This window comes from Chryseobacterium tagetis (genome assembly GCF_016735585.2).
GTDB classification, from domain to species: domain Bacteria; phylum Bacteroidota; class Bacteroidia; order Flavobacteriales; family Weeksellaceae; genus Chryseobacterium; species Chryseobacterium tagetis.
Genome location: NZ_JAERSE020000006.1, coordinates 236,833 through 261,184, shown reverse-complemented (window position 1 = coordinate 261,184; position 24,352 = coordinate 236,833). Strand labels below are relative to the sequence as shown.

Here is a 24,352-nt window from a genome sequence, read left to right as displayed (position 1 = left end):
TTTTTTGCTCTTTTGAACTCTTGTACGTATTATTGTAAAAAATTATTTCCATGTACATTGAAGTTTCTCAGGATTTTAAGAAGAAAACGAAGGCAGCCGTATTTTCTATTGCAATTTTCGTTTTTGTTTACATTCTTCTATTCTTATTTACGATAGCATTGGCGCTTGGATGCATTGCCGGCGGAATAGCAATCATTGCCGCAAAACCAATGTTTATAACCCTTATGTTAGGAGCAGGTTTGGCAGGAACCGGGCTCTTCGTATTCTTTTTTATCATTAAATTTTTATTTAAAAAACACATCAACGACAGAAGCGATCTTACCGAAATCAGAAGAAATGATGAGCCCGAACTTTTCGGAATGATCGATGAAATCGTAAAAGAAGCCGGAACAAATGCTCCAAAAAAAGTTTATCTTTCCTATGATGTGAATGCGAGCGTTTTTTATGATTCAAGTTTCTGGAGCATGTTCTTACCTATTCAGAAAAACCTGACCATTGGAATGGGGCTGATCAATACTACGACAAAACAGGAACTGAAAGCCATTCTTTCTCACGAATTCGGACATTTTTCCCAACGTTCTATGAAGGTCGGAAGCTACGTATATAATGTAAATCAAATTATATTCAACCTTGTAAACGATGATGAATCTTACCGGAATTCTGTAGAAAAGTTTGCCAACATCAGTGGTTATTTTTCAATATTTGCAGCCTTGGCATTTTTCTTTACCGGAAAAATTAAGTGGATTCTGGTAAAAATGTACAATTTTGTCAATATCCGTCACATGGCACTTTCCAGAGAAATGGAATTTCATGCCGATGAAGTCGCCGCAAATATTGCAGGTTCGCTAGCTTTAGAAGAATCACTTTTAAGACTGGAGCTTGCCAACAATTCTTATCAAAATGTTCTAAGTTTCTATGATAACCGATTTTCCAAAAACGAATCGAGTAAAAATATCTACCGCGAACAGTTTTTCGTCATGAGTTTTCTTGCCGGGCAGAATGAAGTGGAATCTAAAAACGGACTTCCCAATATTCAGCTTTCGGAATCGGGATTATTTAATAAATCAAAGCTCAATATTGAAAATCAGTGGGCTTCTCACCCCTCTCAAAAAGAACGGATCACCAAACTCCGTACTTTAAATATTGTAAAGGAACAGGATAATCTATCTGCAAAAAATATTTTTAGAAACTTTCAGCAAACAGAAGAACAGATCACTTCAAAGCTTTTTTCCAGAGTACAGTACCAGAAACAGAAAACAGATCTGGAGTTCGAAGAATTTCAGTCAGAATTTGAAAAGCAATATCAGAAAGATTCGTTCGATAAAATTTTCAATGCCTATTATGACAACAAAAACCCTGATTTCACAGTAAAAGAAAATGGACTGACTAGCGTAATTTCTTTCGATGAACTTTTCAGCAAAGAAAAAGTGGAATGGGTCTATACATTAATTGCTCTTGAAAGTGATCTGAAAACCGTAGAAGCCATCTCAAAAAAGGAATATGCCATTAAAACGTTTGACTATGATGGGAGAAAATATAAACAAGCTGAAGCCAGAATTTTAATCCCAAAAATTCAGAAAACGATTGAAGAGATTAAAGAAAAAATTCTTCAAAATGACACCGATATTTATAATTATTTTATACTGAAAGCGGAAGATCAGCAAAAGAAAACTGACTTCATACAGCTTTATAAAGATTTTGGAGAATACGATGCCGAATATGATGACCAATACAAACTGTATATAGACTTGATGAATGCAACTGCATTTCTGAATACGAAAACACCTTTTGAACAGATCAGGAAAAATTTCAGCGACCTGAAACCTCTTGAGGAAAAACTAAAATATCAAATTACTGTTTTTTATCAGAATGAGACTCTCATTAAAGAAATGAACGAAGAAGATATCAAAGATCTGAGATTCTACACAGAAAAAGAGCATCTTTATTTTAACAATAATGAATATATGGAGCATAATCTCCAACTTCTGATGAAGGCTATCAATTATCTTCCCTATTTTCTTCACAGAAAATATTTTTACAAGAAAAAAGAACTTTTACAGCTGATTAAAGAACTGGAAGAACAAAGCTTTATGGCAAAGATCTCCTAATAAATACCGCTCTAATTTTTCAGGGCGTTTTTTTTATCTTTAGCTATTAAATCTTTACCAATGAAAAACAACGAAAGAATCTATAAGATGTCTTTTGCAGGAGTTTATCCACATTATATTGAAAAAGCAGAAAAGAAAGGCCGCTCTAAAGAAGAAGTGCATGAAATTATTTTCTGGTTAACAGGTTATGATGAAAAAAGCCTCCAGGAAATTCTAGACAACAAAACAGACTTTCGAACATTTTTCGGACAGGCTCCTCAAATCAATCAGAATGTTTCTTTGATAAAAGGTGTGATTTGTGGCTACCGTGTGGAAGACATCGAAGAAGAACTTATGAGAAACATCCGTTATCTCGATAAGCTGATCGATGAACTGGCAAAAGGAAAAACAATGGAAAAAATTTTAAGAAAATAATTTCAATGATATACAATAAATTATCATGGCCAAAGCAAATAAAACCAACGAAACAACCGTCAATGTAACTGATTTTATTAATTCATACGTTGAAAAAGATGACAAGAAATCAGACAGCTTCCAATTAATTAAACTTATGAGCAGCTGGTCTGGGTCTGAACCTAAAATGTGGGGACCAACAATCATCGGATTTGGCAGTTATCATTATAAATATGCAAGTGGCCATGAAGGTGATGCACCTATCATTGGTTTTTCACCCCGCAAAGCAGAATTTTCCTTGTATGTTTATTCGCCAACTGAAGAAAGCAAACCTTTATTAGATAATCTAGGAAAATTTAAGATGGGTAAAGCCTGCATTTATATCAAAAGACTATCTGACATTCATATTGACATCTTAGAAAAGCTCTGTAAAATGACGATTGCATATATAAATGAACATCATGAATGTGCATGCAGAGAAAAATAACAGAATTTTACTATTGATAAATTTTATACTCATCTCTTCTTCATTCCAAAAAAACTCCCGAAATTAGCAGCCTGTGCGTTAAACAAAAAATTAATGAATTAAAAATTTAAACAAGACATACAGTAAAACTTAGTATAAGTTTTCTTCGGGGCAGGGTGAAATTCCCTACCGGCGGTTACAGTCCGCGACTCCTTTCTTTTTGAAAGGACTGATTTGGTGAAATTCCAAAACCGACAGTTAGAGTCTGGATGGGAGAAGAAAATGGAACAATCAGTGAGGCTATTCTTATAGACTCATTGTGTTGTATTTCATTTCCATGTACCGAAGTGTATTTTAACTTTTAAAAGTAAAATAACATGGAAAAATTATTAGAAAAATTCGGAGCAGATCCGAAAGAACGTGTAGAAAAAGCACTTCTTACCTTACAACAAGGCAAAGGAATCCTTTTAGTAGATGATGAAAACCGTGAAAACGAAGGCGACATCATCTTTCCCGCCTCTACCATCACAGAAAAAGACATGGCACTTCTGATCCGCGAATGCAGCGGAATCGTCTGCTTATGTATTTCTGAAGAGAAAAGTAAACACCTTAATCTTCGTCCGATGGTAGAAACCAACAACTCTAAAAATCAAACCGCATTTACCATTTCCATTGAAGCTAAAGAAGGCGTAGAATCCGGAGTTTCAGCGAAAGACCGTGTAACGACCATTAAAACAGCCATTGCAGAAAATGCTTTGGCAGAGCATATTGCCAGTCCGGGACATGTTTTTCCTTTAATTGCCAGAAAAAACGGCGTTTTTGAAAGACGCGGTCACACAGAAGGAAGTGTAGACTTAGTTCAGTTGGCTAATCTTGGTAATGACGCTGTACTTTGCGAACTGACCAACGAAGACGGAACCATGGCAAGACTTCCGGAAATTGTAGATTTTGCAGAGAAAAAAGAAATGACCGTAGTAACGATTGAAGATATTTATCATTATCGTAAGATGCTTATCAGTCAGAATTAAAATAGAATATTTAGCGCACAGAAAGAGCCGTTCAATGATTTTGGGCGGCTTTATTTTATGACTTATATGTGTAAATTTTATCATTTTAAAACAAAAATTTTCATATATAAGTTTTTAGTTATATTTAATAAAATTTTACATGATGAAAAAAAATCTACTTCTTATGCTTGCACTTTCTGGTGTATGCTCTGCACAAACTACCATTACCAAAGCATTTAATGATCCTCTTGTAGGTGACATTGCCAATAATTTTGTGGTAAACGGAACGGTTGATAATTCTGCAACTGGAGCCAATACGACCTTCAACAACGCATCTTTGACACAAGGTGCTGCTTCACAGGTCACTTACATTGCTCCTACTTCCTCCGAAGTTACCACTTACCCGGGTTCTACCATCAAAATGGTCGATACCGGAAATTCTGTTTTATATAAAGCCACCGCAACCCAATTAGAAATTACAGGAGTCATTACTTCTGCGGCGACCTTAAATTTTGCAGCGGATAACGGAACATTCATTACGTATCCTGCAAGTTTAGGATATTCCAATACGGATACTGCAAAAGGAACTTTCACCTCAACAGCAGCTTCAGGATTATTTAAAGGAACAATCGTCACGACAGGAGATGCTTCAGGAACGCTTATTGTCGGTCCAAAAACGTATACGAATGTTTTGAGAATAAAATCGGTACAGAATTTCAACTTATATCAGTCTTCGGATGTCAATTATCTTATTCCTATCGGAAGTGTTGTAAATACAGCTTACACTTATTTTGACAGCACTCATAAATTTCCGTTATTAAGTTCTACCAGCGGAACAATTAGCGTCCCATTACTTAGTATTAACCAATCTACAAGTGGAGCGCAGGTTATTAATGAAGTTTTCTTAGGAGTGAAAGATACCGTATCTAAAAAACAGAATTTTAAAATTTATCCTAATCCTGCACAAGATTTTATCGAATTTACAGGAGATTCAAAAAATTATTCTACAGCCAAAATATACAGCCTGGACGGAAAACTGATTAAAACTTCTGATATTAACTCTGGAAAAATTCAGATTTCAGAATTGCCTTCAGCTGCTTATTTTATTGAAGTTTCCGGTAAAAATGCGCCAACAGAAACCACAAAACTGATCAAAAAGTAAAAGATTCATAAAAACAGCTTATGATTTTCAGAGCTTATGTTTCTGAAATCTTATGTTAAAAAACGGGCAAACTTGAAAAATTTTGCCCGTTTTTTGCATTCTGGTTTATTACACCATCTTAACATATTAAATCATGAAAAAATATTTCATTCTCCTTCTTTGTTTTATTTTTTCGGGAATAAACGCACAGGAAGAACCGGGAGCTGTATCTTCAGAAAAGATGAATATCGTAAAAACGAATGTTACAGCTTATGTATTCAGAAACATTAATCTTTCTTACGAAAGAGCTTTCAACAAATGGTTTTCGGTCAATATGGGATTCGGAGCCATGCCGGAAGGAAAAGTTCCTTTTATCAATTCTTTTTTAAATGATGAGGACGAAAAAAGATTTCAGAATCTTGAAGTAAAAGCGTTCAACTTTACTATTGAACCCCGTTTTTATATCGGACACGGATATGGTAAAGGATTTTATTTTGCCCCTTATTACCGCTATTCAAAAGTAACTTCCAATACCTTCGATTTTTATTATGACTATACTTTCAGCGGAAATACTTTCCAGATACCTCTTAAAGGTTTCGGAAACACCAATGGAAATAGCGGCGGATTGATGGTCGGAGTACAGTTCTTTCTGACAAAAAATCAAAATCTGGTGTTAGATTTCTGGATTGCAGGAGCACATTACGGTGCAGGAAAAGGAGACTTTACCATGACCAGCGATGTGGTTCTGACGCCCGATATGCAGGCTCAGCTGAAAAAGCAAATAGAAGACCTTGACGTCCCCTATGTGAATTACACCGTAGAAACCAATTCAAACGGAGCCCGAATAAAAATAGACGGACCGTGGATCGGCTTTAGAAGCGGATTGTCTTTGGGATACAGATTCTAGAAAATTTGATTTGAAAATTTTTTGAAACCGTTCTTTTGAGAGCGGTTTTTTATTTTGATGAACCATAGAAAAACTACCCATTTCAATTATGTTAAAAATTTATATCTTTCCCTCATGAATTCATCACAAATCACCACCACACAAAGAATCAAAGCTATCGTAGGAGGATCGATAGGAAATCTGGTAGAATGGTATGATTGGTATGCGTATGCAGCATTTGCCATTTATTTTTCCAACTCATTTTTTCCGGATTCGGATCTTACCGCACAGCTTTTAAATACGGCAGGAATTTTTGCAGTCGGTTTTCTTATGAGACCTGTAGGAGGCTGGCTTTTCGGGAGTATTGCAGACCGAATCGGAAGAAAAAAAGCAATGACTTTATCTGTTTTATTGATGTCTTTCGGCTCTTTACTGATTGCTTTAACTCCAACATATAAAACAATTGGTGTTTTAGCCCCACTCCTCTTGTTGGTGGCAAGACTCTTACAAGGATTGAGTGTTGGCGGAGAATATGGTGTTTCGGCAACCTACCTCAGCGAAATGGCGACCAATGACCGCAGAGGATTTTATTCCAGCTTTCAATATGTCACCTTAATTGGCGGACAGCTGATCGCTTTGGGCATTCAATTGATTTTGCAAAAATTATTATTAACGGAGGCTCAGCTTGAAGATTGGGGATGGAGAATTCCTTTTGTGATTGGAGCTTTACTTTCTGTGATTGCTTTATATTTAAGATCAAACCTTCATGAAACTGAAGCGTTTGAAAACAAAAAAGACGTGAGTGAAAAGAAAAAAGGAACCATCAAAGAATTATTAAAACATCCTAAAGCGTTATTAACCGTTGTAGGATTAACTTTAGGCGGAACACTGGCTTTTTATACTTATACGACGTATATGCAGAAATTTCTGGTGAATACGGTTCATCTTACCAAAGAAGAATCTACGCTTATTTCTTTTATTTCTCTGCTTATTTTTGCATGCTTACAGCCTGTTTTCGGGGCTTTATCTGATAAAATAGGAAGAAGACCTCTCTTATTAAGTTTCGGAATTTTAGGGACAATTTTCACCTACCCTCTTCTGAATGCTTTAAGCCATACCACTTCAATGTGGGGTGCATTTTTTCTGATCATGTCGGCTTTAATTATTGTAAGTGGTTACACTTCGATCAATGCTGTGGTGAAAGCAGAACTTTTTCCTTCGGAAGTAAGAGCTTTAGGAGTAGGATTACCTTATGCTTTGACGGTTGCTATTTTTGGCGGAACGGCAGAATATATTGCACTTTGGTTCAAACAGGCTAATGTGGAACATTATTTTTACTGGTATATTACAGCCTGTATTTTCTTTTCATTCGTAGTATATGCAACCATGAAAGACACAAAAAACACATCTACTCTGGATAAAGACTGATTTCAACAATACGTATAAAAAACGCGCGGCTCAGATTCTCTGAGCCGCGTGTTTTATTTTAATGATAAGCTTGTTTAAACTTTTCCAGAATATTGTCTAAATTATGCCTCTGCACATACACACTCTTCACATCTTCGTACCTTGGTGACTTATAAAAAACTTCATGGAAATCCATACTCCCGTTTCCTACTTTTACTACTTTCTGCACATCGATATTCAATTTTCTAAGTTCATCTTTAAAAACTTGAAATTCATCTTGGATATTCTTCATCTATATATTTTGGTTTTAATTAAAAAATGATCAATTTATTTCAAACACCCTGCCATTTTTAAGGGGTGTCGTTTAATTTTTCATTAAAGTTAATAAATTCACAGGAATAATCATAAGATTTTCACAATATTTCACATAAATAAATGTAAAATAAAAACCTTTTTCATAATATCCATACACATTCCTTATATTTACGATTTAAAGAAATCTTTCGAAACTATGAATCTTAAAGCATTTTTCATCTTATTTCTCATTAGTTGGTCTTTGATTCTACAAGCTCAGAAGCAGGAATTTCAGGCTCCAGACTATACCTTAATTAAAAAGAATATAGAAGATAAAAGTTCAGAGTTTTATTATCCCCGTATTCTAAAAAGATTGCAGGTGAATGATACCCTTCTTACCAATGAGCACTACAGGCATCTTTATTTTGGGTTTATTTTCCAGAAAAACTACAAACCCTATAAAATAAGTAAGAAAACTGACGAATTGAAAAAGTTTTATCTGGGTGAGGTTACCGAAAAAGATTTTCCAAAAGGAATCAGCTTATTCACGCAAGAGTTGGAAGAAAATCCGTTCAACCTTCGCGCGATGAATTATCTGGCGTACCTTTACCACCTCAACAAAGATGAGGCTACAGCAAAGAAAATGTCGAGAAATTTTCACGGATTGCTGGATGCTATTTTATCTTCCGGCGACGGACTGAAATGTGAAACAGGATTTCATGTGATTGCTGTACCTGATGAATACGTTCTTTTGAATATGTTCCAAATGGAAACCCATTCACAAAGCTATTCCGGAACATGTGATTATCTGGAGTTTGAAAAAGATAAATATAAAGTCCCCGGTTTATATTTCGATGTAAGCATATTTTACGGGAAGCTTTAGGTATTCAAAAAAATAAAGGTTAAAATCGACATTGATTTTAACCTTTATTTATATGTTTAAATTAGTAATTTATTTGGATTCTTCTGTCTCCTCCTCCATTTCCACTTCATGTCTTAACTGGGCTTTATACAGTGTCGCATAATATCCGTTCTTATCTAAAAGCTCCAGATGTTTTCCTTCTTCAACGATCTTTCCGTGTTCCATTACAATGATCTTATCAGCTTTTTCTATAGTTGAAAGTCGGTGTGCGATAATAATTGAGGTTCTGTTTTTGGTAATCTTTTCAGTGGCTCTTTGGATTAGCTTTTCACTTTCATGGTCAATAGAAGATGTTGCTTCATCTAATATTAAAATTTTCGGATCAGATAAATAAGCTCTTAAGAAAGACAATAACTGTCTTTGTCCCAGTGAAATTGATGAACCTCTTTCGCTTACCACATAATCGTAGCCTCCCGGAAGCTGCTCAATAAACTGATCGACTTCAATTTCTTTTGCCCCTGCTTTTATTTTATCTAAAGTAACCGTTTCGTCACCAAATGCAAGGTTTTCAAAAATACTTCCGTGGAAAAGGAACACATCCTGCAATACAACGCCAATGTGACTTCTCAGATTGTATAATTCATAGTCTTTAAGATCAACATCATCAATGAGGATATTTCCTGAATTAATATCATATAATCTTGTGATCAAACTGATAATGGTAGATTTCCCCGCTCCGGTTGCTCCTACAATCGCTACGGTTTCTCCCGGATTGACTTTAAAATCTATTCCTTTTAAAACTTCCTGCTTATCATCATAGGCAAAACGAACATTCTGGAATTCAATTTTCCCGTCAAAATGATCTTTTTTTACCACGCCCTCATTTGACATTGCATAATCTTCATCCATTAATCCCAAAACTCTTTCTGCCCCTACAATTCCTCTCTGAATATTGTTAAATCGGTCTGCAATCTGTCTCAGTGGACGAATCAGCATGGAAATATATTGAATAAATGCAATTACCACACCCGCACTGATGGTAATATAGCCTCCGTAGAAAAGAATAAATCCGATAAAAAGTGAAGAAATAAGTTCCACTACAGGGAAGAACAATGAGAAAATGAAAACCGTTCTCAGTAATGCTCCTTTCAGGGTAATATTAATATCATCAAATTTCTTAAATTCAGATTCCTGTCTGTTGAATACCTGAATAATAGACATTCCGGCTAATCTTTCCTGAACAAAAGAGTTCTGATTGGCTGTCCAGTTTCTTTCATCACCAAAAGCTTTCTTCAGTCTTTTCTGGAAAAATCTAGTAATAATAAGCATCAAAGGCAAAATAGCCAATGTAATATAACTCAGGTGAACATTCGTACTAAACATCATGAACAATACGAAAATGATCCTCAACACATCTCCGAAAACCATCAGGAATCCGTCTGTATAAACCGTTGCAATGGTTTCAACATCACCGACCGCTCTTGTTACCAGCTGGCCGATCGGAGTTTTATCAAAAAATGACGTTTTAAAATAGATCAGCTTACTATAAAGCCTTTCTCTGATGTCTCTGATTACATTTTGTGAAATATAGTTGGAGAAATAAACTAAGAAAAAGTTCAGAACCGTTTCAGCAAAAACAAGACCTACCAACAGGTAGATATGTTTCATCATAAGCGCTTTGTCTTGTAGTTTCGTGATATCGTTATCTACAACTTCCATTGTAAGATAAGGTCTATACGTGGAAACCATTGCCAGTAAAATGGAGATAATCAGCGTCATGATGAACCAAGAACGAAACTTCATTCCGATAAAGAACAGCCTCTTGATAATTCCCCAGGTATCTTGTTTTTTCATTGTACGAATTGAAGAAAAGAATTAAAATAAAATTCTCTGCAAAAATAAGACTTTCAAATTTCTCAGCCTTTACAACTTCGTTAAATACTCATGAAAATTTCAGATAGCTGTTATTTATGGTATGAATAGGATTAATTGACTTTTTTCAGCCAATCCAGAACATATCCTGCAACTTCTTCCCAACCTCTTTCACCTGCTATAAAGTGGCTTCTTCCAGGAAATGCCTTAAAATCGACAATACTGTTTTTATCCTGATAGGCATTTGCAATTTTTCTGGAAAACTCTGCCGGAAAAATATGATCATTTTCACCTGCGATGAATAAAAGCGGTTCGTGAGGTTTCTTTAAATCTAATTTTGCGGAAGATTTGAACAACGGATCTTTTGCCAGTTTTCTGCTTTCGGGAGCGGCTACAGTTTCGTACAGTTTATCGCTTTCTTCTTTAGAATAATTATTAAAAAATGCTTTATGATACCATTCTTTTGAACCTACAAATACGGTATTTCCTTTAAAGAAATTCACGACAGGCCAAACGATTTTCACCGTAGAAAAGGGAGCCATTACATTTTTGGGAGGAGCTCCGTCAATACTTACTCCGGCCACAGCTTTTCCCATGTCAATAAGTTTCTGAACCATCAATCCTCCGAATGAATGTCCGATTACAATTGGTTTTTCCGGTAATGTATCAATAAATTTAGATAAATAATCAACCACATCATCAAAACCTACATCTTTAAGATCTGCCGGAATATTCTTTTTCAGTTCTTTAGGATCACCATGATGTCCCGGATTAGCAGGAGTGTGTACTGTGTAACCCTGTGCTTCGAAATAAGTTTTCCATTCTTTCCAGCTTGTATTATTCACAAATAACCCATGAATCAATACGATAGTTTTTGTTTTCATAACTTTTATTTTTTATTGGTTTTAAATTATGAGACAAAGTTCCGCGAATAAAATGAGGATAATTTTAACCTTGGTTAAAATCGTATTACTTACCAGAAATTCTTTTCCGGATTCTGCTTAAAGACGGTCCCTGTATTCCTAGATACGAGGAAATATGATACAACGGAACATTGTTGAAAATATCAGGATGTTGTTTAATAAGATCTAAGTACCGTTCTTCGGGAGATTTTAAAATAAAACCCTCGATACGGGTCATGGTGACATTAAACGCTTCCTGCGCCAGAAGTCGCCCAAACTTTTCCCACCGATGCGATTTCTGATACAGTGAAAGCAAATCTGTATACCGGATGTAAATAATAGAAGCATCCGTTAGAGCCTGAGTATGATAATCACACGGAATCTGGTTGATAAAGCTTTTAAAAGAAACCACAAAACCATTGGCAGAATACAAAAAAACATTTTTTTCTTCCCCGGTCTTTTCATCGATGGTATAAGAACGGAAAACACCATCTACAATAAAGCCTAAATAGGTACAAACCGTTCCGTGAAGGTTGTAAAAATCACCTTTCCTGTAATCTCTGGGAAGCCAAAAGTCTTCGGATAATTTAAAATCCTCTTCCGAAAGTCCAGCAAAATGATTCAATGCAAAAGCTAATCTTTCTATTTCTTCCATGGTTTTAGTTTTTATATACAATTAAAATGGTGACTTCGAAACATCGAGCCACCATTATTTATGATTATTCTGTCTTACCAATTTCCTCTATTTCTAAAGTAGGTTTCTGACGATTTTCTTTTATAAACTTATTTTCAAGAAGTTTGTAAACTCCATACACCGCAGCTATAGAAATAAGCCATCCGATAACATTTACTCCTGAAAAACCGGTGTAATTCATATCGTTTAAAGACTCAGGATTTGTAATTCCTACATAAATACCATAGGAAAAACCGAAAAGTAATTGAGTTCCGATATAAATTCCAATGGCAAGAAGCCCATAATGCCATTTTGTTTTTCTAAATGCTTCAGCAAGCCTTGCATAATACCTGTATGCACCGATCAAAATAAAAATTCCCAGCATAGTTATTTGTTTTTTTAGTTTTTATCTGATTTCAAAAATAATCATCCAGTTTGTTATTCCGTAGAAATCTCAACAAACATTTTATAATTTAATCTTTAATAAATTCGCCTAGATTCCTACGGAATGACAAAAATACTGTTTTACTTTTAAGTAAGTTTTAATCAAATTCATATCCCACATCCACCAGATACAATCCATGAGCGGGTGCAGAAGTTCCGGCAGAATTACGATGTTTGTCTTCAATTACTTTTCGTAAATCTTCAGGCTTTATTTTTCCAGAGCCAATTTCAACCATTGTTCCGACAATTGCTCTCACCATATTTCTCAGAAAACGGTTTGCCGAAACGGTGAATTTCAGTTCACTTCCATTTTGCTCCCATTCCGCTTTATACATTTTGCAAAGATTGGTTTTGTTGTCGGTATGTAATTTTGCAAAACTTGTAAAATCTTCATATTCAAATAAAATTTTACAGGCTTCATTCATTTTATCTATATCCAAAGGTTTTCTCCAATGTTGCCAAGCCAGTTCTTCAGTAAACGGATTTTTTTCCAAGGAAATATAATACTCATAGGTTCTGAACGTAGCATCAAATCTCGCATGAAAATCATCTTTCACCTGAAAAATTCTTTTAATAGAAATATCTGCAGGCAAAAAACTGTTCAATCTGCGTGAAAATTCTTTATCCAAAACTTTTTCCGTATCAAAATGAGCAAAAATCTTCTTTGCATGAACTCCCGTATCTGTTCTTCCTGCTCCCGTTGTTTTAATTTCTTCCCTTAAAATTGTGGAAAGTGCTTTTTCCAATTCTTCCTGCACAGAAATGGCATTCGGCTGAATCTGATAACCAAAATAATTTTTACCGTTGTAGGAAAATTCTATAAAATACCTCAATGTAATAGTTTAACTTTACAAAAATACTTTAATTAAAATAATAATCAGAAGGAGATTTTACAAAATAAATATTGAAAAGTCACGGTTAATAATGAAGCAACGCGTTCCTAAATTTCCTATTTTTGCATTCGTATGAAAAGATGGTACCTCTATCCTTTTTCCCTCGGTTATCATTTGGTAACGGGTATCCGGAACACAATGTATGACGTAGGGATTTTTAAATCAACAAAATTCAAGACTCCGATTATTTGTGTCGGAAACCTTTCTGTGGGCGGAAGCGGAAAATCTCCTATGGTGATGTATCTTGCCCAGTTTTTAGCAAAACATTACAGAACGGGCGTTCTTTCACGCGGTTACGGAAGAGTTACAAAAGGCTATGAAGTAACGAACTATGACAGCAACTATAAAATGGTAGGTGATGAAGCAATGCAGCTGTTTGAGCGTTTCAAAAACCGTTTTGTCATCGCTGTTTCCGAAAAAAGAGTTCCGGGAGCCAAGAAAGTCATCGACGATATGGATCTTGATGTACTTGTACTGGATGATGCCATGCAGCACAGAGCTATAAAAGCCGGTTTCAATATTTTAATGACTGATTTTAATGATCCTTATTTTAAAGATCATTTGCTTCCTGCCGGAGATTTAAGGGAATCCAGAGCAGGCTCCAGAAGAGCAGACATCATTATGGTCAGCAAATGTCCTGATGAACTTACTGAGGAAACCAAACAATACTATATCTCGAGAATAAGACCGGATCGTACCCAAAAAGTATTCTTTTCATCAATTGGTTATGACGAAAACGTGTACGGAAAAGAAAAAATGCTTCCCGACAACAACCTGAATTATTATGATATTCTGTTAATTACAGGAATTGCCAATCCGAAACCTTTGTTGCAGCATTTATCCAAATTTTCACAAAGGGTAAAACATTTAAAATTCAGAGATCATCATAGCTTTACGGATGATGACATCAAAAAAATTATTGCCGAGTACAAAAAACTGGGTGAATATAAATTAATCTTAACAACAGAAAAAGATTACGTACGTCTTAAAACTTTTGACTATCTTAGAGATATTGTTTACTACTGGCCTATTAATGTGATCATTGATAAGAAGGAAGAATTCAATCAAATCATCTTAGATTATGTTAGAAAAAATTAAGCAGACTGCCGAATTTATTAAAAATATCATTCAGGAAACTCCTGATTTTGCCATCGTTTTAGGTTCCGGATTGGGAAAACTTCAGGATGAAGTGGAAGCTATTCACGTTGTTGAATACAAAAACATTCCTAATTTTCCACAAACCACCGTTGTAGGTCACAGCGGAAAGCTGATCTATGGAATTCTGGAAGGGAAAAAAGTATTGATGATGAGCGGCCGTTTTCATTACTATGAGGGTCACTCTATTGAAACTGTAACTTTTCCTGTAAGAGTGTTTCATTTATTAGGCATCCAGAATTTAATTCTTTCTAATGCTTGTGGTGGCGTAAATCCGGATTATAACATTGCTGATATTGTCATTTTAAAAGACCACATCAATATGATGCCTGAACATCCGCTTCGTGGCAGAAATATCGATGAATTGGGTCCTCGCTTCGTTGATATGAGCGAACCTTACAACAAAAAAATGATTTCCGTTGCAGAGCAATCTGCCAAAGAAAATAACATTAAAGTTCATCAAGGCATTTATGTTGCTTTGCAGGGACCAACTTTTGAAACTCCGGCAGAATATGGAATGATAAAAGCAATCGGTGGAGATATGGTGGGAATGAGTACTGTACCCGAAGTGATTATTGCCAAACATATGAATATGGATGTTTTCTGTGTTTCCGTTATTACAGATCTGGGAGGACCGGATATTGCTTTCACCGTTTCTCACGAAGAAGTCTTAAACGCAGCCAATAAAGCTATGCCTAATGTGATCACTTTGGTAAAAGGTTTGGTAAAAAACTACCAATAGACAATCTCGATTTATAAATTTTTCCTAATTCATAAGAAACCAATCTCAAATTGCGTTTCATTGTTTAGATTTGCATAAAATGAAATTGAGACAATGAGAAAGTTAGTATTAATTTTTGCATTAAGTATTTTTGGGTTAGGATATTCTCAGGAGATCCCAAAAGTTCTTAAAACCGGTTTTTCCAAGGAAGCATTACACCAGAAGATGGAAGATGAAGATGGAAAAAGTATTACCATTCAGCAAATTCTAGATCAGCATAAAGGAAAAGTATTGGTCATTGATTTTTGGGCAGGTTGGTGCAGAGACTGTCTGAAAGCGCTTCCAAAAGCTAAAGAATTAGAGGAAAATAATAAAAATATTGATTTTGTATTCCTTTCATTAGACCGTTCCAAAGAAGGTTTTGATAAAAGTCTGGAAAGATTTGAAATGAAAGACAAAGAAAACTATTGGTTTGCTTCCGGTTGGAAAAATGATTTCAATAATTACGTAGATCTCAACTGGATTCCGAGATATATGGTGATTGATCAGAAATCTGTTATTGCAAAATATTATGCAGTTTCCCCTGAAGATCCGGAAATTCAAACTACAATTGATAAGCTTTTAAAATAATCGACATAGGAAATGGAGACGTTAAGAAAATAAAATCTGTGAACGTTAAAAAAATTCTTCTGTTTGAGCGCGAGACTCATTCAGAGTCAAATAACAAATCCTGAACTCGCGCGAGTTTAGAATTTTTAGAGAACAGAATTTATTTTTAGTCGGAATTTCCAAGCCTTGAACTTTTGTTTTAAGACAAAAGAAATCAATTAAAAATATAGGAATCCATATCTTTGTGATATGGATTTTCCTTTTCCGATACGCAAAATAATTCATGTTGATATGGACGCATTTTATGCTTCTGTAGAACAGCATGATAACCCTGCACTGAGAGGAAAACCTATTGCTGTAGGTGGTGGACATCGCGGAGTGGTTTCTGCAGCCAGCTATGAAGCCAGAAAATTTGGAGTCCGTTCTGCAATGCCCAGTAAAACAGCCAAAGAGAAATGTCCGCATCTTATTTTTGTTCCGCCTCGTTTCGCCCGTTATAAAGAGATTTCAAGAAAGATAAGGGAAATATTTTACGAATATACAGACCTTGTAGAGCCTCTTTCTTTAGACGAAGCCTATCTTGATGTCACCGAGAATAAAAAAGATATAGAATCGGCCAATCAGATTGCGAAAGAAATCCGTCAGAAAATATTTGAAGAAACCGGACTTACTGCTTCTGCTGGAATTTCCGTCAATAAATTTTTAGCAAAAGTAGCATCAGACATCAATAAACCGAATGGACAAAAAACGATTCATCCAGATAAAATCGAAACATTTCTAGAAGAGCTTCCTGTTGAAAAATTTTATGGTGTGGGAAAAGTTACCGCCAATAAAATGTTTAGTTTAGGGATTTTTAAAGGAAAAGATTTAAAGAAAAGATCTATTGAGGACTTAACCAGAATGTTTGGTAAATCAGGAGGATATTATTATAATGTAGTCCGTGGAATTCATCATTCTGAAGTAAAACCTCATCGCATCCAAAAAAGTGTGGCCGTGGAAAGAACTTTTTTTGAAGATCTTTTTGATGAACAGCAAATCAATGAAAAACTGGAAAGCTTAAGTACAGAGCTTCATTCAAGGTTACAAAAAAATAATATTCTGGGACGAACTTTAACTTTAAAAATCAAATACAAAGATTTCTCCCTTTTTACGAGAAGCATTACCAAAGAAGAGTATTTTTCTTCGGCTGAACAATATTACACTACCGGAAAAAAACTCTGGGAACTCCGTCCCTTCGATAAACCTGTTCGATTATTGGGTTTATCACTCTCCCATTTAAATACTGAAGATAAAAAGCTGATTTCTGTTCAACTAAAAATCCCGTTTAAAGAATTTGAAGATCAATAGTTTATAAATTTTCACTACCTTGTAGAGACCAATTTTACAAAGTATGAACGAAACTATGATTCAATTTTTCCACTGGTATTCGGAAGGAGATGGAAAACTTTGGCAGGAAGCCGAAAAACAGGCAGAATATTTAGCAGAATTAGGAATCACATCAGTTTGGTTTCCTCCTGCCTATAAAGGGGCAAACGGAGGGTATTCTACCGGGTACGACACTTATGACCTCTACGATCTCGGAGAATTTGATCAAAAAGGAACCACTCCCACAAAATATGGAACAAAAGATCAGTATCTAAAAGCCATCAAAGCGCTTAAGAAAAATAATATCCAGATTATCGTTGATATTGTATTGGGACACAAAGGAGGCGGTGATGAACTGGAAACTTTCAAAGTGGTAAAAGTGGATGAAAACAACCGTGAAAAAGTAATTTCCGATGTTTTCGAAATACAGTCCTATACCAAATTTACGTTTGAAGGAAGAGGAAAGAAGTATTCAGATTTTGAATGGAATTTCACGTGTTTCAGCGGAACCGATTATGCGGAAGGAATGGATAAACACATCTATAAAATTCAATCGGAATACGGGAATGACTGGGAAGAAATGATTGATGATGAAAAAGGAAATTATGATTATCTGATGTTTAATGATGTAGAACATCGAAATCCGCACGTACGTGAAGAATTAAATTACTGGGCAAAATGGTATTTTGAGCAGACCGATTTTGATGGAGTACGACTTGATGCCTTAAAACATATTTCTTTTGATTTTTATAAAGAATGGATTACCCTTCTCCGTTCCAATTCCGGAAAAAATATTTTTGCTGTCGGCGAATACTGGGCTCCAGGATACCTGAATTTACTTCAACGATATATTGATGTGACCGAAGGCTGCATGAGTCTGTTTGACAGTTCGTTACAGAACAGCTTTCACAATGCTTCCAAAGAAGGATCTTCTTATGATCTCAGTAAAATTTTTGACGGCAGTCTTACACAGGCAGATCCGCTTCATTCCGTAAGCTTGGTAGATAATCATGACACACAGCCTTTACAGGATTTGGAAGCGCCTGTAGAAGAATGGTTTAAACCCATTGCCTATGCTTTGATTTTATTGCGAAAAGACGGCTATCCTTGTGTTTTCTACCCTGATTTATTCGGAGCTCATTATGTGGATAAAGATAAAGAAGGTAATGATCAGGAAATATTTTTAAACAAAATTGATGGTATCGAAGAGCTTCTGAAAGCCAGAAAAGACCATGCTTATGGTGAAGAACGGGATTATTTTGAAGACGCTAACTGTATTGGCTGGACGCGTGATGGTGATGATGAACATTCAGGCTGTGCAGTTGTTTTGAGTAACAAAGATGCTTATGAAAAACCTATGGAAATGGGTGAAAAATATATTGGAAAAACATTTTATGATCTGTTGGGAAGATCTGAAGAAAAAGTAACTATCGATGAAAAAGGATGGGGAAATTTCCCTGCTCCGGCTGGAAATGTAAGTGTTTGGATTGCTGAGTAATCTTAGATCCGTTTTTATTATAACACTTGTCATTTCGTAGAAATCTGGGCTACAATATTAGAAATACAATTGAAAAAACTAGCTTAGATTGCTACGGAATGACAAACTTCACGAATATCTTTTATAATTAAAATCAGATTAAATTTTTCTGATCTCGAGAATTTCAGGCTTTTCAGAATTTTTAGAAATTTTTCCGGTTCTGGCAAATTCTGCCCATAGAGAACGGAGTTTTTTACCATTTTCCTGAACATATTTCCAGGGAACATCTTTTAATAATTCCGAATCTTTCCATGCCGTTTCATTTTCAAAGATTAACGGAAGATCAACACAATGGGAAGCTCCGATATAATTATTTTTTATGTTGGAATGAATGGTAAACTGATAGATATTTCCACCGCCTTCTGCATAGTTTTCAGCAAAAATATTCGCTGGTTTTTCATAAATAGATTCCGTGGTTTTCCGAATAATCCTATTGAGAATTTTCTCGTGTAAATAGGTGTACAACCCTTCTTTGGCAGTTTTTACATAGAAAGCCGTTTCATCATGATTTAAACCTATTAATACATCATACTTTTTTGCGTTTTCTTTCCATTTCGGAAAACTTTCTTCTTCCCGGCACAAAGGCGGATATCCATATTGTGTACAAAAAGGCATGGCGGTTTTTAACCCATATTTCATAAACGACGGTAAAAATTCTGTATAACTTTCGGTCATTTTCAAAGGATCTTCTTCATCTCTTAAGAATTCTGTTTTCTGAAAAAACTCCAGAGACATTTTATTTCTTTTAAGACGAAAACCAAGAGGAGCACTCTGAATAATGACTCTTTGAAATAAATTTTCAACACCCTCGGAAATCATTAAATGGGCAATTGCATCACCACCGGAAGATTGTCCGAAAAGCGTAATATTCTCTGAATTTCCGCCAAAGCTCTGAATGTTATTTTTGATCCATTTTAAGGCTTCAATAATATCAAAAAGTCCCAAATTCGGAGATCTTTTTTCATCACCGCCTAAAAAGCCAAAAAGCCCGAGACGATAAGAAACAGAAACTACGATAATGTTTTGTTCTTTCACCCAAACCGAAGGATCTGAAGTTGGAAGATCTCCGCAACCGACTTCGTAAGAACCACCATGAATCCAGACTACAACAGGAAGATTTTCATTTTCAGGAATAATGTCAGGACGGGTGATCGTCAAATATTGAGTGGATTCATCAACATGAAATTTTTCAATCTCTGTTTTCCCGATGAGTCTTTCTAAAAGCGGACTGATTTTCTGTGGGCAAACCGGTGTTTTATCCGGAAAACTAATCTCTGAGGAAGAATATTTTACCGGGGTAGGTTTTTGATATCTTTCTGATGTTGCATAGCGGATGCTTTTCGCTTTAATCACTCCATTTTCTTTTAAAGCTACTATTTTCCCGAAAGGAGTCTGAAATGTATGAGTTCCAAAATTCTGTTGTGATGTCATTGGGCTTCAAGCTTTAAGCGATAGACTTCAATTTTTTCAACTTCAATTTACAACTTTTTTATTTTTAAACGCAAAGATCTCCTTTAAATTTCAGTCCGTTTTTAAGACAGCAAAGGCATTTCACTCAGTGAAGTTTTAGATACTAATTTTTGCATATTTTTTTAACCACAAGTAAGAACACATAAGTTTTCTGAAAATCTACTTTCAGAGTTTGTCATCCCCGTAGGGATCTAAACATAGTATGGAAAATTCCTGTTTAGATTCTTTCAGAATGACAAATAATACGAATATTTTTCAATAGTTATAAAGAGTTAATTCAACGTTTTGTACTCACTTGGGGAAACTCCAACTTTACTTTTGAACAGTCGTGTAAAATGCTGTGGATATTTAAATCCCAGATCATAGGAAATTTCACTAATGGATTTCGCAGAGTCAGAAATCTGGTCTTTTGCAACATCAATCAGTTTATTGTGAATGTATTCCTGAGCAGAAACTCCGAGTTCTTTTTTGATCAGATCTCCAAAATAATTTGCAGAAAGATTGAGCTTCTCTGCAAAATAATTTACCATAGGCAAACCCAGATTTTTAGGTTTATCAGATTTTAAATAGTCATTCACCAAATTTTCAAACTTACCAATCATTCCCTGATTCACATGATCTCTTGTAATAAACTGACGGTCATAGAAACGCATACAGTAATTTAAAAACAATTCAATATTGTTTACAATTAAAGATTTGCTGTGTTTATCGATTGCCTGCCCGAGTTCATGTTTTATATTTTTAAAACATTCCAAAATGATTTCTCTTTCTTTTTCTGAAAGATGCAAAGCCTCATGTACGTCATAAGAGAAGAAATTGTACTCTTTGATATTCTTCCCCAGATTCGTCCCTTTCAACAAATCAGGATGGAAAATGAGCGCATAACCCGCAGGCTGAACATATCTGTCTTTATTGTAAATTCCATAGGTTTGTCCGGGAGCAATGAAAACCAAAGTTCCTTCCTGATAATCGTAACTGTGTTTTCCATAGAGCATATCTCCACACATTACATCTTTCAAAAAGACCGTATAAAAACCAAATTTTCGGAGATGCTGACAAATGGGATTGGATTGGGAAAAATCAATGATACTTACCAAAGGATGTAAGGTTTCATGATTTGCCATTTTATTGTATTCCGAAACACTGTTATAGATTTCAACCTCCTGATTTTCCATGAATTCCACTTTTATTACGATTCAAAATTACCACTTTCTCTGTTGATATTTTACAGGGCCGGTAAAATTGGTACGTCTTTCCGTAATTTATATAAGCAGAGTTTATCTAAAAGTTTCGACTTTTGTACCCGTGATAAGAATATTTAATCCTGATGAATATATTTTAATCGTAAATTAAACATCATTTTTTAATCATACCTCAACACAAATTTTAAATTCAACTTTATTAACACTTAAACTAAAAAATAAATGAGCACACTCACTGTAAAAGCCTACGGAGCAGAATCTAAAACTGCAGATTTAGCAGAAATCAATATTGCAAGAAGAGAAGTAACCACAAAGGATGTAGAAATTGAAATTCTATATTGCGGAGTTTGCCACTCGGATCTTCATACTGCAAGAAACGACTGGGGCGGATCTATGTATCCTGTTGTTCCGGGACACGAAATCGTAGGAAGAATCACAAATGTAGGAAGCGAAGTTTCTAAATTTAAAGTTGGAGACCTGGCTGCTGTTGGTTGTATGGTAGATTCTTGCGGACACTGCGATAGCTGTAAACATGATCTGGAACAATACTGCCAAAATGGTTTCACGGGAACTTATAACGGAAAAGACAAACATTTGGGAGGACATACTTTCGGGGGATATTCTCAAAAAGTTGTTGTAGATGAGCATTTTGTTCTTCGCGTTCCTGAAAATTTAGATTTGGCTGCCGTTGCTCCACTTCTTTGTGCAGGAATCACAACCTGGTCTCCTTTGAGACACTGGAATGTGGGTCAGGATTCTAAAGTGGCTGTTGTAGGTTTAGGAGGTTTGGGACACATGGCTATTAAACTTGCAAAAGGTTTGGGAGCTGAAGTAACTTTATTCTCAAGAACTCCCGGAAAAACTGAAGATGCTAAAAAATTGGGAGCAGATCACGTAGTAATTTCTACGGATGATTCTCAAATGAAAGAGGTGGCGGGAAAATTCGATGTAATTATTGATACTGTTCCTTACGAACACGATATTAATCCTTATATGCAGACTGTTGCATTAAATGGAACTTTGGTGTTAGTAGGATTTGTAGGTGAATTCGAAAATGAATCTCCAAGTACAAGACCTATGATTTTCCAACGTCGTTCTGTTGCCGGTTCTTTGATCGGTGGTATTGCTGAAACTCAGGAAATGCTTGATTTCTGCGGAAAACATAATATTGTTTCTGATATTGAATTAATTAAAATTCAGGACATCAACCATGCATATGAAAGAATGCTGAAAAGCGATGTAAAATATCGTTTTGTCATTGATATGCAATCTTTATAATTCTTCGTCGTATATTTTTAACTGAAAGACTCTCTTCGGAGAGTCTTTTTCCGTTTATATTAATTGCTATATTTTCCTTCCATATCCTTAAACGCCCATTCTGCCATGGAATTGATCACCGGAACCAATCCTTTTCCTGCTTCACTGAGTTCGTATGTTACATGAGGAGGAACAACAGGTTTTGCCGTTCTTATCACTAATCCGTCATTTTCCAGTTGTTTCAAATGCTGAATCAGCATTTTTTCCGTCACTGCCGGAATTGCACGTTTCAGTTCACTATATCTTTTATCACCGTTCGAAAGATGGTATAAAATAATCGGTTTCCAGAATCCTCCTATTTTTTCCATCACATACGTTACGGGACAAGAATCAAGTGCATATTTCTTGTTCTGCTGAATCGTTGAACTTTCTTTAATTGCTGCCATAATACATACTTCAGGGTAAGTACTTGTATAAAAGTAAGTACAAATATACCTTTGTATCAGGAAATAAAAAAATAATTACTAACAAATAATACAAATTATTATGAAAATTATCATCACAGGTTCATTAGGAAATGTAGCAAAACCTCTTGCAGAACAATTAATTGCTGAAGGGCACGATATCACAATTATCAGCAGTAACGATTCTAAAAAAAATGAAATTGAAAATTTAGGAGCAAAAGCAGCTATTGGTTCAATCACTGATTTAGATTTTTTAATTGAAACTTTTAAAGGAAATGATGCCGCATTTCTGATGACACCTCCCAATATGGGATTTGAAAATATTGTAGAAAACACCATCAATGCAGGAAAAAATTATGCTGAAGCGATCAAACAGACAGGCATAAAAAAAGTGGTTATGTTAAGCAGCATCGGAGCCGAATCTCCTGTTGAAAACGGACCGATCAAAGGTCTTCATTTTATTGAAAAATTCTACAATGAATTGGAAAATACTTCAGTAACCTTCTTAAGAGCCGGATATTTCTATATCAATTTCTTCAATGATATTCCGTTGATTAAAAATGCAGGAATTATTGGAGGAAATTATCCTATCGATACAAAAGTTCCATTGGTTCATCCGAAAGATATTGCGAAAGCTGCAGCAAAAGAATTAGTAAATCATTCAGAGGGCAAAAAAGTAAAATATATTGTAAGTGATGTTCGCTTCGCTTCTGATTTTGCTAAAGTTTTTGGAAGTGCCATCGGAAAACCGGAACTTCCATGGATTGAGTTCAAAGACGAAGAATCGTTGAACGGAATGTTACAGGCCGGACTTCCTCAGGAAATGGCAGAATTGTATACGGAAATGGGAAGAGGAATCCGAACGGGAGTTGTACAGAAAGATTTTATTGAACATGGTTCTGTAATTGACGGAAAAATTAAATTGGAGGAGTTTGCAAAAGAATTCGCGGGTAAGTTTAATGCTTAATTTTCTTTTGACTTGAATCAAAAGAAACAAAAGTTCAAGACTTGGAATCAAAATACTAAAAATAAATTCTATTCACTAAAAATTCTAAAACTTGCGCGAATTCATGATTTGTATTTTGATTCAGTTAAATTGATCTCGCGCTTCGAATAGTAGAATTTTTTTAACGTTCATACAATTCATTTTCTTAACGCTTTTGATTCCTAGGTCGGTTTGAATGCCCTATTTATATCTACAGCTTCGGCGAGCCTTTGGCTCGC

The 24,352-nt window shown here is 35.3% G+C and carries 24 protein-coding genes and 1 riboswitch; of the genes, 15 read left to right on the top strand and 9 right to left on the bottom strand.

Annotated features, from left to right (window positions below; translation table 11 throughout):
- Positions 1 to 50 precede the first annotated feature (50 nt).
- From JI747_RS19990 to JI747_RS19960, 7 genes are all read left to right on the top strand, one after another.
- Entirely contained in the window at positions 51 to 2,108 is a 2,058-nt protein-coding gene (locus JI747_RS19990; RefSeq protein WP_225690660.1) for a M48 family metallopeptidase, read from the top strand.
- 60 nt (positions 2,109 to 2,168) lie between these two features.
- A complete protein-coding gene (locus tag JI747_RS19985; protein ID WP_225690657.1) occupies positions 2,169 to 2,522 on the top strand; it encodes a DUF2200 domain-containing protein in 354 nt (117 codons plus the stop codon).
- A gap of 25 nt (positions 2,523 to 2,547) precedes the next feature.
- The gene (locus JI747_RS19980; RefSeq protein WP_225690654.1) at positions 2,548 to 2,988 is read left to right on the top strand and encodes a DUF1801 domain-containing protein; all 441 of its coding nucleotides are present in this window, start codon (positions 2,548 to 2,550) and stop codon (positions 2,986 to 2,988) included.
- Positions 2,989 to 3,125: 137 nt separating this feature from the next.
- Positions 3,126 to 3,252: riboswitch (FMN riboswitch) on the top strand.
- 92 nt (positions 3,253 to 3,344) lie between these two features.
- Entirely contained in the window at positions 3,345 to 3,995 is a 651-nt protein-coding gene (ribB, locus tag JI747_RS19975; protein ID WP_225690652.1) for a 3,4-dihydroxy-2-butanone-4-phosphate synthase, read from the top strand.
- Between the two features lie 142 nt (positions 3,996 to 4,137).
- A complete protein-coding gene (locus tag JI747_RS19970; RefSeq protein WP_225690640.1) occupies positions 4,138 to 5,136 on the top strand; it encodes a T9SS type A sorting domain-containing protein in 999 nt (332 codons plus the stop codon).
- A gap of 133 nt (positions 5,137 to 5,269) precedes the next feature.
- Entirely contained in the window at positions 5,270 to 6,022 is a 753-nt protein-coding gene (locus tag JI747_RS19965; RefSeq protein WP_225690638.1) for a DUF3575 domain-containing protein, read from the top strand.
- A 114-nt stretch (positions 6,023 to 6,136) separates the two neighbouring features.
- Positions 6,137 to 7,429, top strand: coding sequence for an MFS transporter (locus JI747_RS19960; RefSeq protein ID WP_225690636.1), 1,293 nt, complete (start codon positions 6,137 to 6,139; stop codon positions 7,427 to 7,429).
- A gap of 58 nt (positions 7,430 to 7,487) precedes the next feature.
- Here the strand turns inward: JI747_RS19960 and JI747_RS19955 are convergent, their stop codons facing one another.
- Positions 7,488 to 7,700, bottom strand: a complete 213-nt coding sequence (locus JI747_RS19955) for a hypothetical protein (protein ID WP_039369635.1) — start codon at positions 7,698 to 7,700, stop codon at positions 7,488 to 7,490.
- 219 nt (positions 7,701 to 7,919) lie between these two features.
- Here JI747_RS19955 and JI747_RS19950 point away from each other — a divergent pair, with 219 nt between their 5' ends.
- The gene (locus tag JI747_RS19950; RefSeq protein WP_225690628.1) at positions 7,920 to 8,585 is read left to right on the top strand and encodes a DUF4919 domain-containing protein; all 666 of its coding nucleotides are present in this window, start codon (positions 7,920 to 7,922) and stop codon (positions 8,583 to 8,585) included.
- A 69-nt stretch (positions 8,586 to 8,654) separates the two neighbouring features.
- Here JI747_RS19950 and JI747_RS19945 read toward each other — a convergent pair whose 3' ends face one another.
- The 5 genes from JI747_RS19945 to truA form a co-directional block, all read right to left on the bottom strand.
- Complete coding sequence (locus tag JI747_RS19945; protein ID WP_225690625.1) at positions 8,655 to 10,418, bottom strand: ABC transporter ATP-binding protein; 1,764 nt, start codon at positions 10,416 to 10,418, stop codon at positions 8,655 to 8,657.
- 131 nt (positions 10,419 to 10,549) lie between these two features.
- Entirely contained in the window at positions 10,550 to 11,320 is a 771-nt protein-coding gene (locus JI747_RS19940) for an alpha/beta hydrolase (RefSeq protein WP_225690623.1), read from the bottom strand.
- Positions 11,321 to 11,405: 85 nt separating this feature from the next.
- Positions 11,406 to 11,993, bottom strand: a complete 588-nt coding sequence (locus tag JI747_RS19935) for a Crp/Fnr family transcriptional regulator (protein ID WP_225690620.1) — start codon at positions 11,991 to 11,993, stop codon at positions 11,406 to 11,408.
- Positions 11,994 to 12,057: 64 nt separating this feature from the next.
- On the bottom strand, positions 12,058 to 12,396 hold the full coding sequence (locus JI747_RS19930) for a hypothetical protein (RefSeq protein ID WP_225690617.1): 339 nt from the start codon (positions 12,394 to 12,396) through the stop codon (positions 12,058 to 12,060).
- Positions 12,397 to 12,553: 157 nt separating this feature from the next.
- Positions 12,554 to 13,288, bottom strand: a complete 735-nt coding sequence (gene truA / locus JI747_RS19925; RefSeq protein WP_225690615.1) for a tRNA pseudouridine(38-40) synthase TruA — start codon at positions 13,286 to 13,288, stop codon at positions 12,554 to 12,556.
- A gap of 132 nt (positions 13,289 to 13,420) precedes the next feature.
- On the opposite strand from truA, the gene lpxK reads away from it, so the two are divergent.
- From lpxK to JI747_RS19900, 5 genes are all read left to right on the top strand, one after another.
- The gene (lpxK, locus tag JI747_RS19920; RefSeq protein ID WP_225690613.1) at positions 13,421 to 14,446 is read left to right on the top strand and encodes a tetraacyldisaccharide 4'-kinase; all 1,026 of its coding nucleotides are present in this window, start codon (positions 13,421 to 13,423) and stop codon (positions 14,444 to 14,446) included.
- Positions 14,430 to 15,245: a purine-nucleoside phosphorylase gene (locus tag JI747_RS19915; RefSeq protein ID WP_225690611.1), complete on the top strand. Its 816-nt coding sequence runs from the start codon at positions 14,430 to 14,432 to the stop codon at positions 15,243 to 15,245. The genes lpxK and JI747_RS19915 overlap by 17 nt, the downstream gene beginning before the upstream one ends.
- A 93-nt stretch (positions 15,246 to 15,338) precedes the next feature.
- Positions 15,339 to 15,854: a TlpA family protein disulfide reductase gene (locus JI747_RS19910; protein WP_225690609.1), complete on the top strand. Its 516-nt coding sequence runs from the start codon at positions 15,339 to 15,341 to the stop codon at positions 15,852 to 15,854.
- Between the two features lie 228 nt (positions 15,855 to 16,082).
- Positions 16,083 to 17,180: a DNA polymerase IV gene (dinB, locus tag JI747_RS19905; RefSeq protein WP_225690604.1), complete on the top strand. Its 1,098-nt coding sequence runs from the start codon at positions 16,083 to 16,085 to the stop codon at positions 17,178 to 17,180.
- A gap of 55 nt (positions 17,181 to 17,235) precedes the next feature.
- Positions 17,236 to 18,696: an alpha-amylase gene (locus JI747_RS19900; RefSeq protein WP_262904184.1), complete on the top strand. Its 1,461-nt coding sequence runs from the start codon at positions 17,236 to 17,238 to the stop codon at positions 18,694 to 18,696.
- Positions 18,697 to 18,834: 138 nt separating this feature from the next.
- Here the strand turns inward: JI747_RS19900 and JI747_RS19895 are convergent, their stop codons facing one another.
- The gene (locus tag JI747_RS19895; RefSeq protein WP_225690598.1) at positions 18,835 to 20,166 is read right to left on the bottom strand and encodes a carboxylesterase family protein; all 1,332 of its coding nucleotides are present in this window, start codon (positions 20,164 to 20,166) and stop codon (positions 18,835 to 18,837) included.
- A gap of 311 nt (positions 20,167 to 20,477) precedes the next feature.
- Positions 20,478 to 21,380: a helix-turn-helix domain-containing protein gene (locus JI747_RS19890; protein WP_225690596.1), complete on the bottom strand. Its 903-nt coding sequence runs from the start codon at positions 21,378 to 21,380 to the stop codon at positions 20,478 to 20,480.
- 249 nt (positions 21,381 to 21,629) lie between these two features.
- On the opposite strand from JI747_RS19890, the gene JI747_RS19885 reads away from it, so the two are divergent.
- Entirely contained in the window at positions 21,630 to 22,685 is a 1,056-nt protein-coding gene (locus tag JI747_RS19885; protein ID WP_225690595.1) for an NAD(P)-dependent alcohol dehydrogenase, read from the top strand.
- Between the two features lie 59 nt (positions 22,686 to 22,744).
- On the opposite strand, the gene JI747_RS19880 is transcribed toward JI747_RS19885, so the two are convergent.
- Complete coding sequence (locus JI747_RS19880; RefSeq protein WP_225690594.1) at positions 22,745 to 23,110, bottom strand: winged helix-turn-helix transcriptional regulator; 366 nt, start codon at positions 23,108 to 23,110, stop codon at positions 22,745 to 22,747.
- A gap of 100 nt (positions 23,111 to 23,210) precedes the next feature.
- On the opposite strand from JI747_RS19880, the gene JI747_RS19875 reads away from it, so the two are divergent.
- Positions 23,211 to 24,095, top strand: coding sequence for an NmrA family NAD(P)-binding protein (locus JI747_RS19875; RefSeq protein WP_225690593.1), 885 nt, complete (start codon positions 23,211 to 23,213; stop codon positions 24,093 to 24,095).
- The last annotated feature ends 257 nt before the right edge of the window (positions 24,096 to 24,352 follow it).

Excerpts from the sequence above, each read along its gene's own strand:
- JI747_RS19990 (WP_225690660.1), top strand. The coding sequence starts at position 51 with ATGTACATTGAAGTTTCTCAGGATTTTAAGAAGAAAACGAAGGCAGCC.
- JI747_RS19985 (WP_225690657.1), top strand. The coding sequence starts at position 2,169 with ATGAAAAACAACGAAAGAATCTATAAGATGTCTTTTGCAGGAGTTTAT.
- JI747_RS19980 (WP_225690654.1), top strand. The coding sequence starts at position 2,548 with ATGGCCAAAGCAAATAAAACCAACGAAACAACCGTCAATGTAACTGAT.
- ribB (WP_225690652.1), top strand. The coding sequence starts at position 3,345 with ATGGAAAAATTATTAGAAAAATTCGGAGCAGATCCGAAAGAACGTGTA.
- JI747_RS19970 (WP_225690640.1), top strand. The coding sequence starts at position 4,138 with ATGAAAAAAAATCTACTTCTTATGCTTGCACTTTCTGGTGTATGCTCT.
- JI747_RS19965 (WP_225690638.1), top strand. The coding sequence starts at position 5,270 with ATGAAAAAATATTTCATTCTCCTTCTTTGTTTTATTTTTTCGGGAATA.
- JI747_RS19960 (WP_225690636.1), top strand. The coding sequence starts at position 6,137 with ATGAATTCATCACAAATCACCACCACACAAAGAATCAAAGCTATCGTA.
- JI747_RS19955 (WP_039369635.1), bottom strand. The coding sequence starts at position 7,700 with ATGAAGAATATCCAAGATGAATTTCAAGTTTTTAAAGATGAACTTAGA.
- JI747_RS19950 (WP_225690628.1), top strand. The coding sequence starts at position 7,920 with ATGAATCTTAAAGCATTTTTCATCTTATTTCTCATTAGTTGGTCTTTG.
- JI747_RS19945 (WP_225690625.1), bottom strand. The coding sequence starts at position 10,418 with ATGAAAAAACAAGATACCTGGGGAATTATCAAGAGGCTGTTCTTTATC.
- JI747_RS19940 (WP_225690623.1), bottom strand. The coding sequence starts at position 11,320 with ATGAAAACAAAAACTATCGTATTGATTCATGGGTTATTTGTGAATAAT.
- JI747_RS19935 (WP_225690620.1), bottom strand. The coding sequence starts at position 11,993 with ATGGAAGAAATAGAAAGATTAGCTTTTGCATTGAATCATTTTGCTGGA.
- JI747_RS19930 (WP_225690617.1), bottom strand. The coding sequence starts at position 12,396 with ATGCTGGGAATTTTTATTTTGATCGGTGCATACAGGTATTATGCAAGG.
- lpxK (WP_225690613.1), top strand. The coding sequence starts at position 13,421 with ATGAAAAGATGGTACCTCTATCCTTTTTCCCTCGGTTATCATTTGGTA.
- JI747_RS19915 (WP_225690611.1), top strand. The coding sequence starts at position 14,430 with ATGTTAGAAAAAATTAAGCAGACTGCCGAATTTATTAAAAATATCATT.
- JI747_RS19910 (WP_225690609.1), top strand. The coding sequence starts at position 15,339 with ATGAGAAAGTTAGTATTAATTTTTGCATTAAGTATTTTTGGGTTAGGA.
- dinB (WP_225690604.1), top strand. The coding sequence starts at position 16,083 with ATGGATTTTCCTTTTCCGATACGCAAAATAATTCATGTTGATATGGAC.
- JI747_RS19900 (WP_262904184.1), top strand. The coding sequence starts at position 17,236 with ATGATTCAATTTTTCCACTGGTATTCGGAAGGAGATGGAAAACTTTGG.
- JI747_RS19895 (WP_225690598.1), bottom strand. The coding sequence starts at position 20,166 with ATGACATCACAACAGAATTTTGGAACTCATACATTTCAGACTCCTTTC.
- JI747_RS19890 (WP_225690596.1), bottom strand. The coding sequence starts at position 21,380 with ATGGAAAATCAGGAGGTTGAAATCTATAACAGTGTTTCGGAATACAAT.
- JI747_RS19885 (WP_225690595.1), top strand. The coding sequence starts at position 21,630 with ATGAGCACACTCACTGTAAAAGCCTACGGAGCAGAATCTAAAACTGCA.
- JI747_RS19880 (WP_225690594.1), bottom strand. The coding sequence starts at position 23,110 with ATGGCAGCAATTAAAGAAAGTTCAACGATTCAGCAGAACAAGAAATAT.
- JI747_RS19875 (WP_225690593.1), top strand. The coding sequence starts at position 23,211 with ATGAAAATTATCATCACAGGTTCATTAGGAAATGTAGCAAAACCTCTT.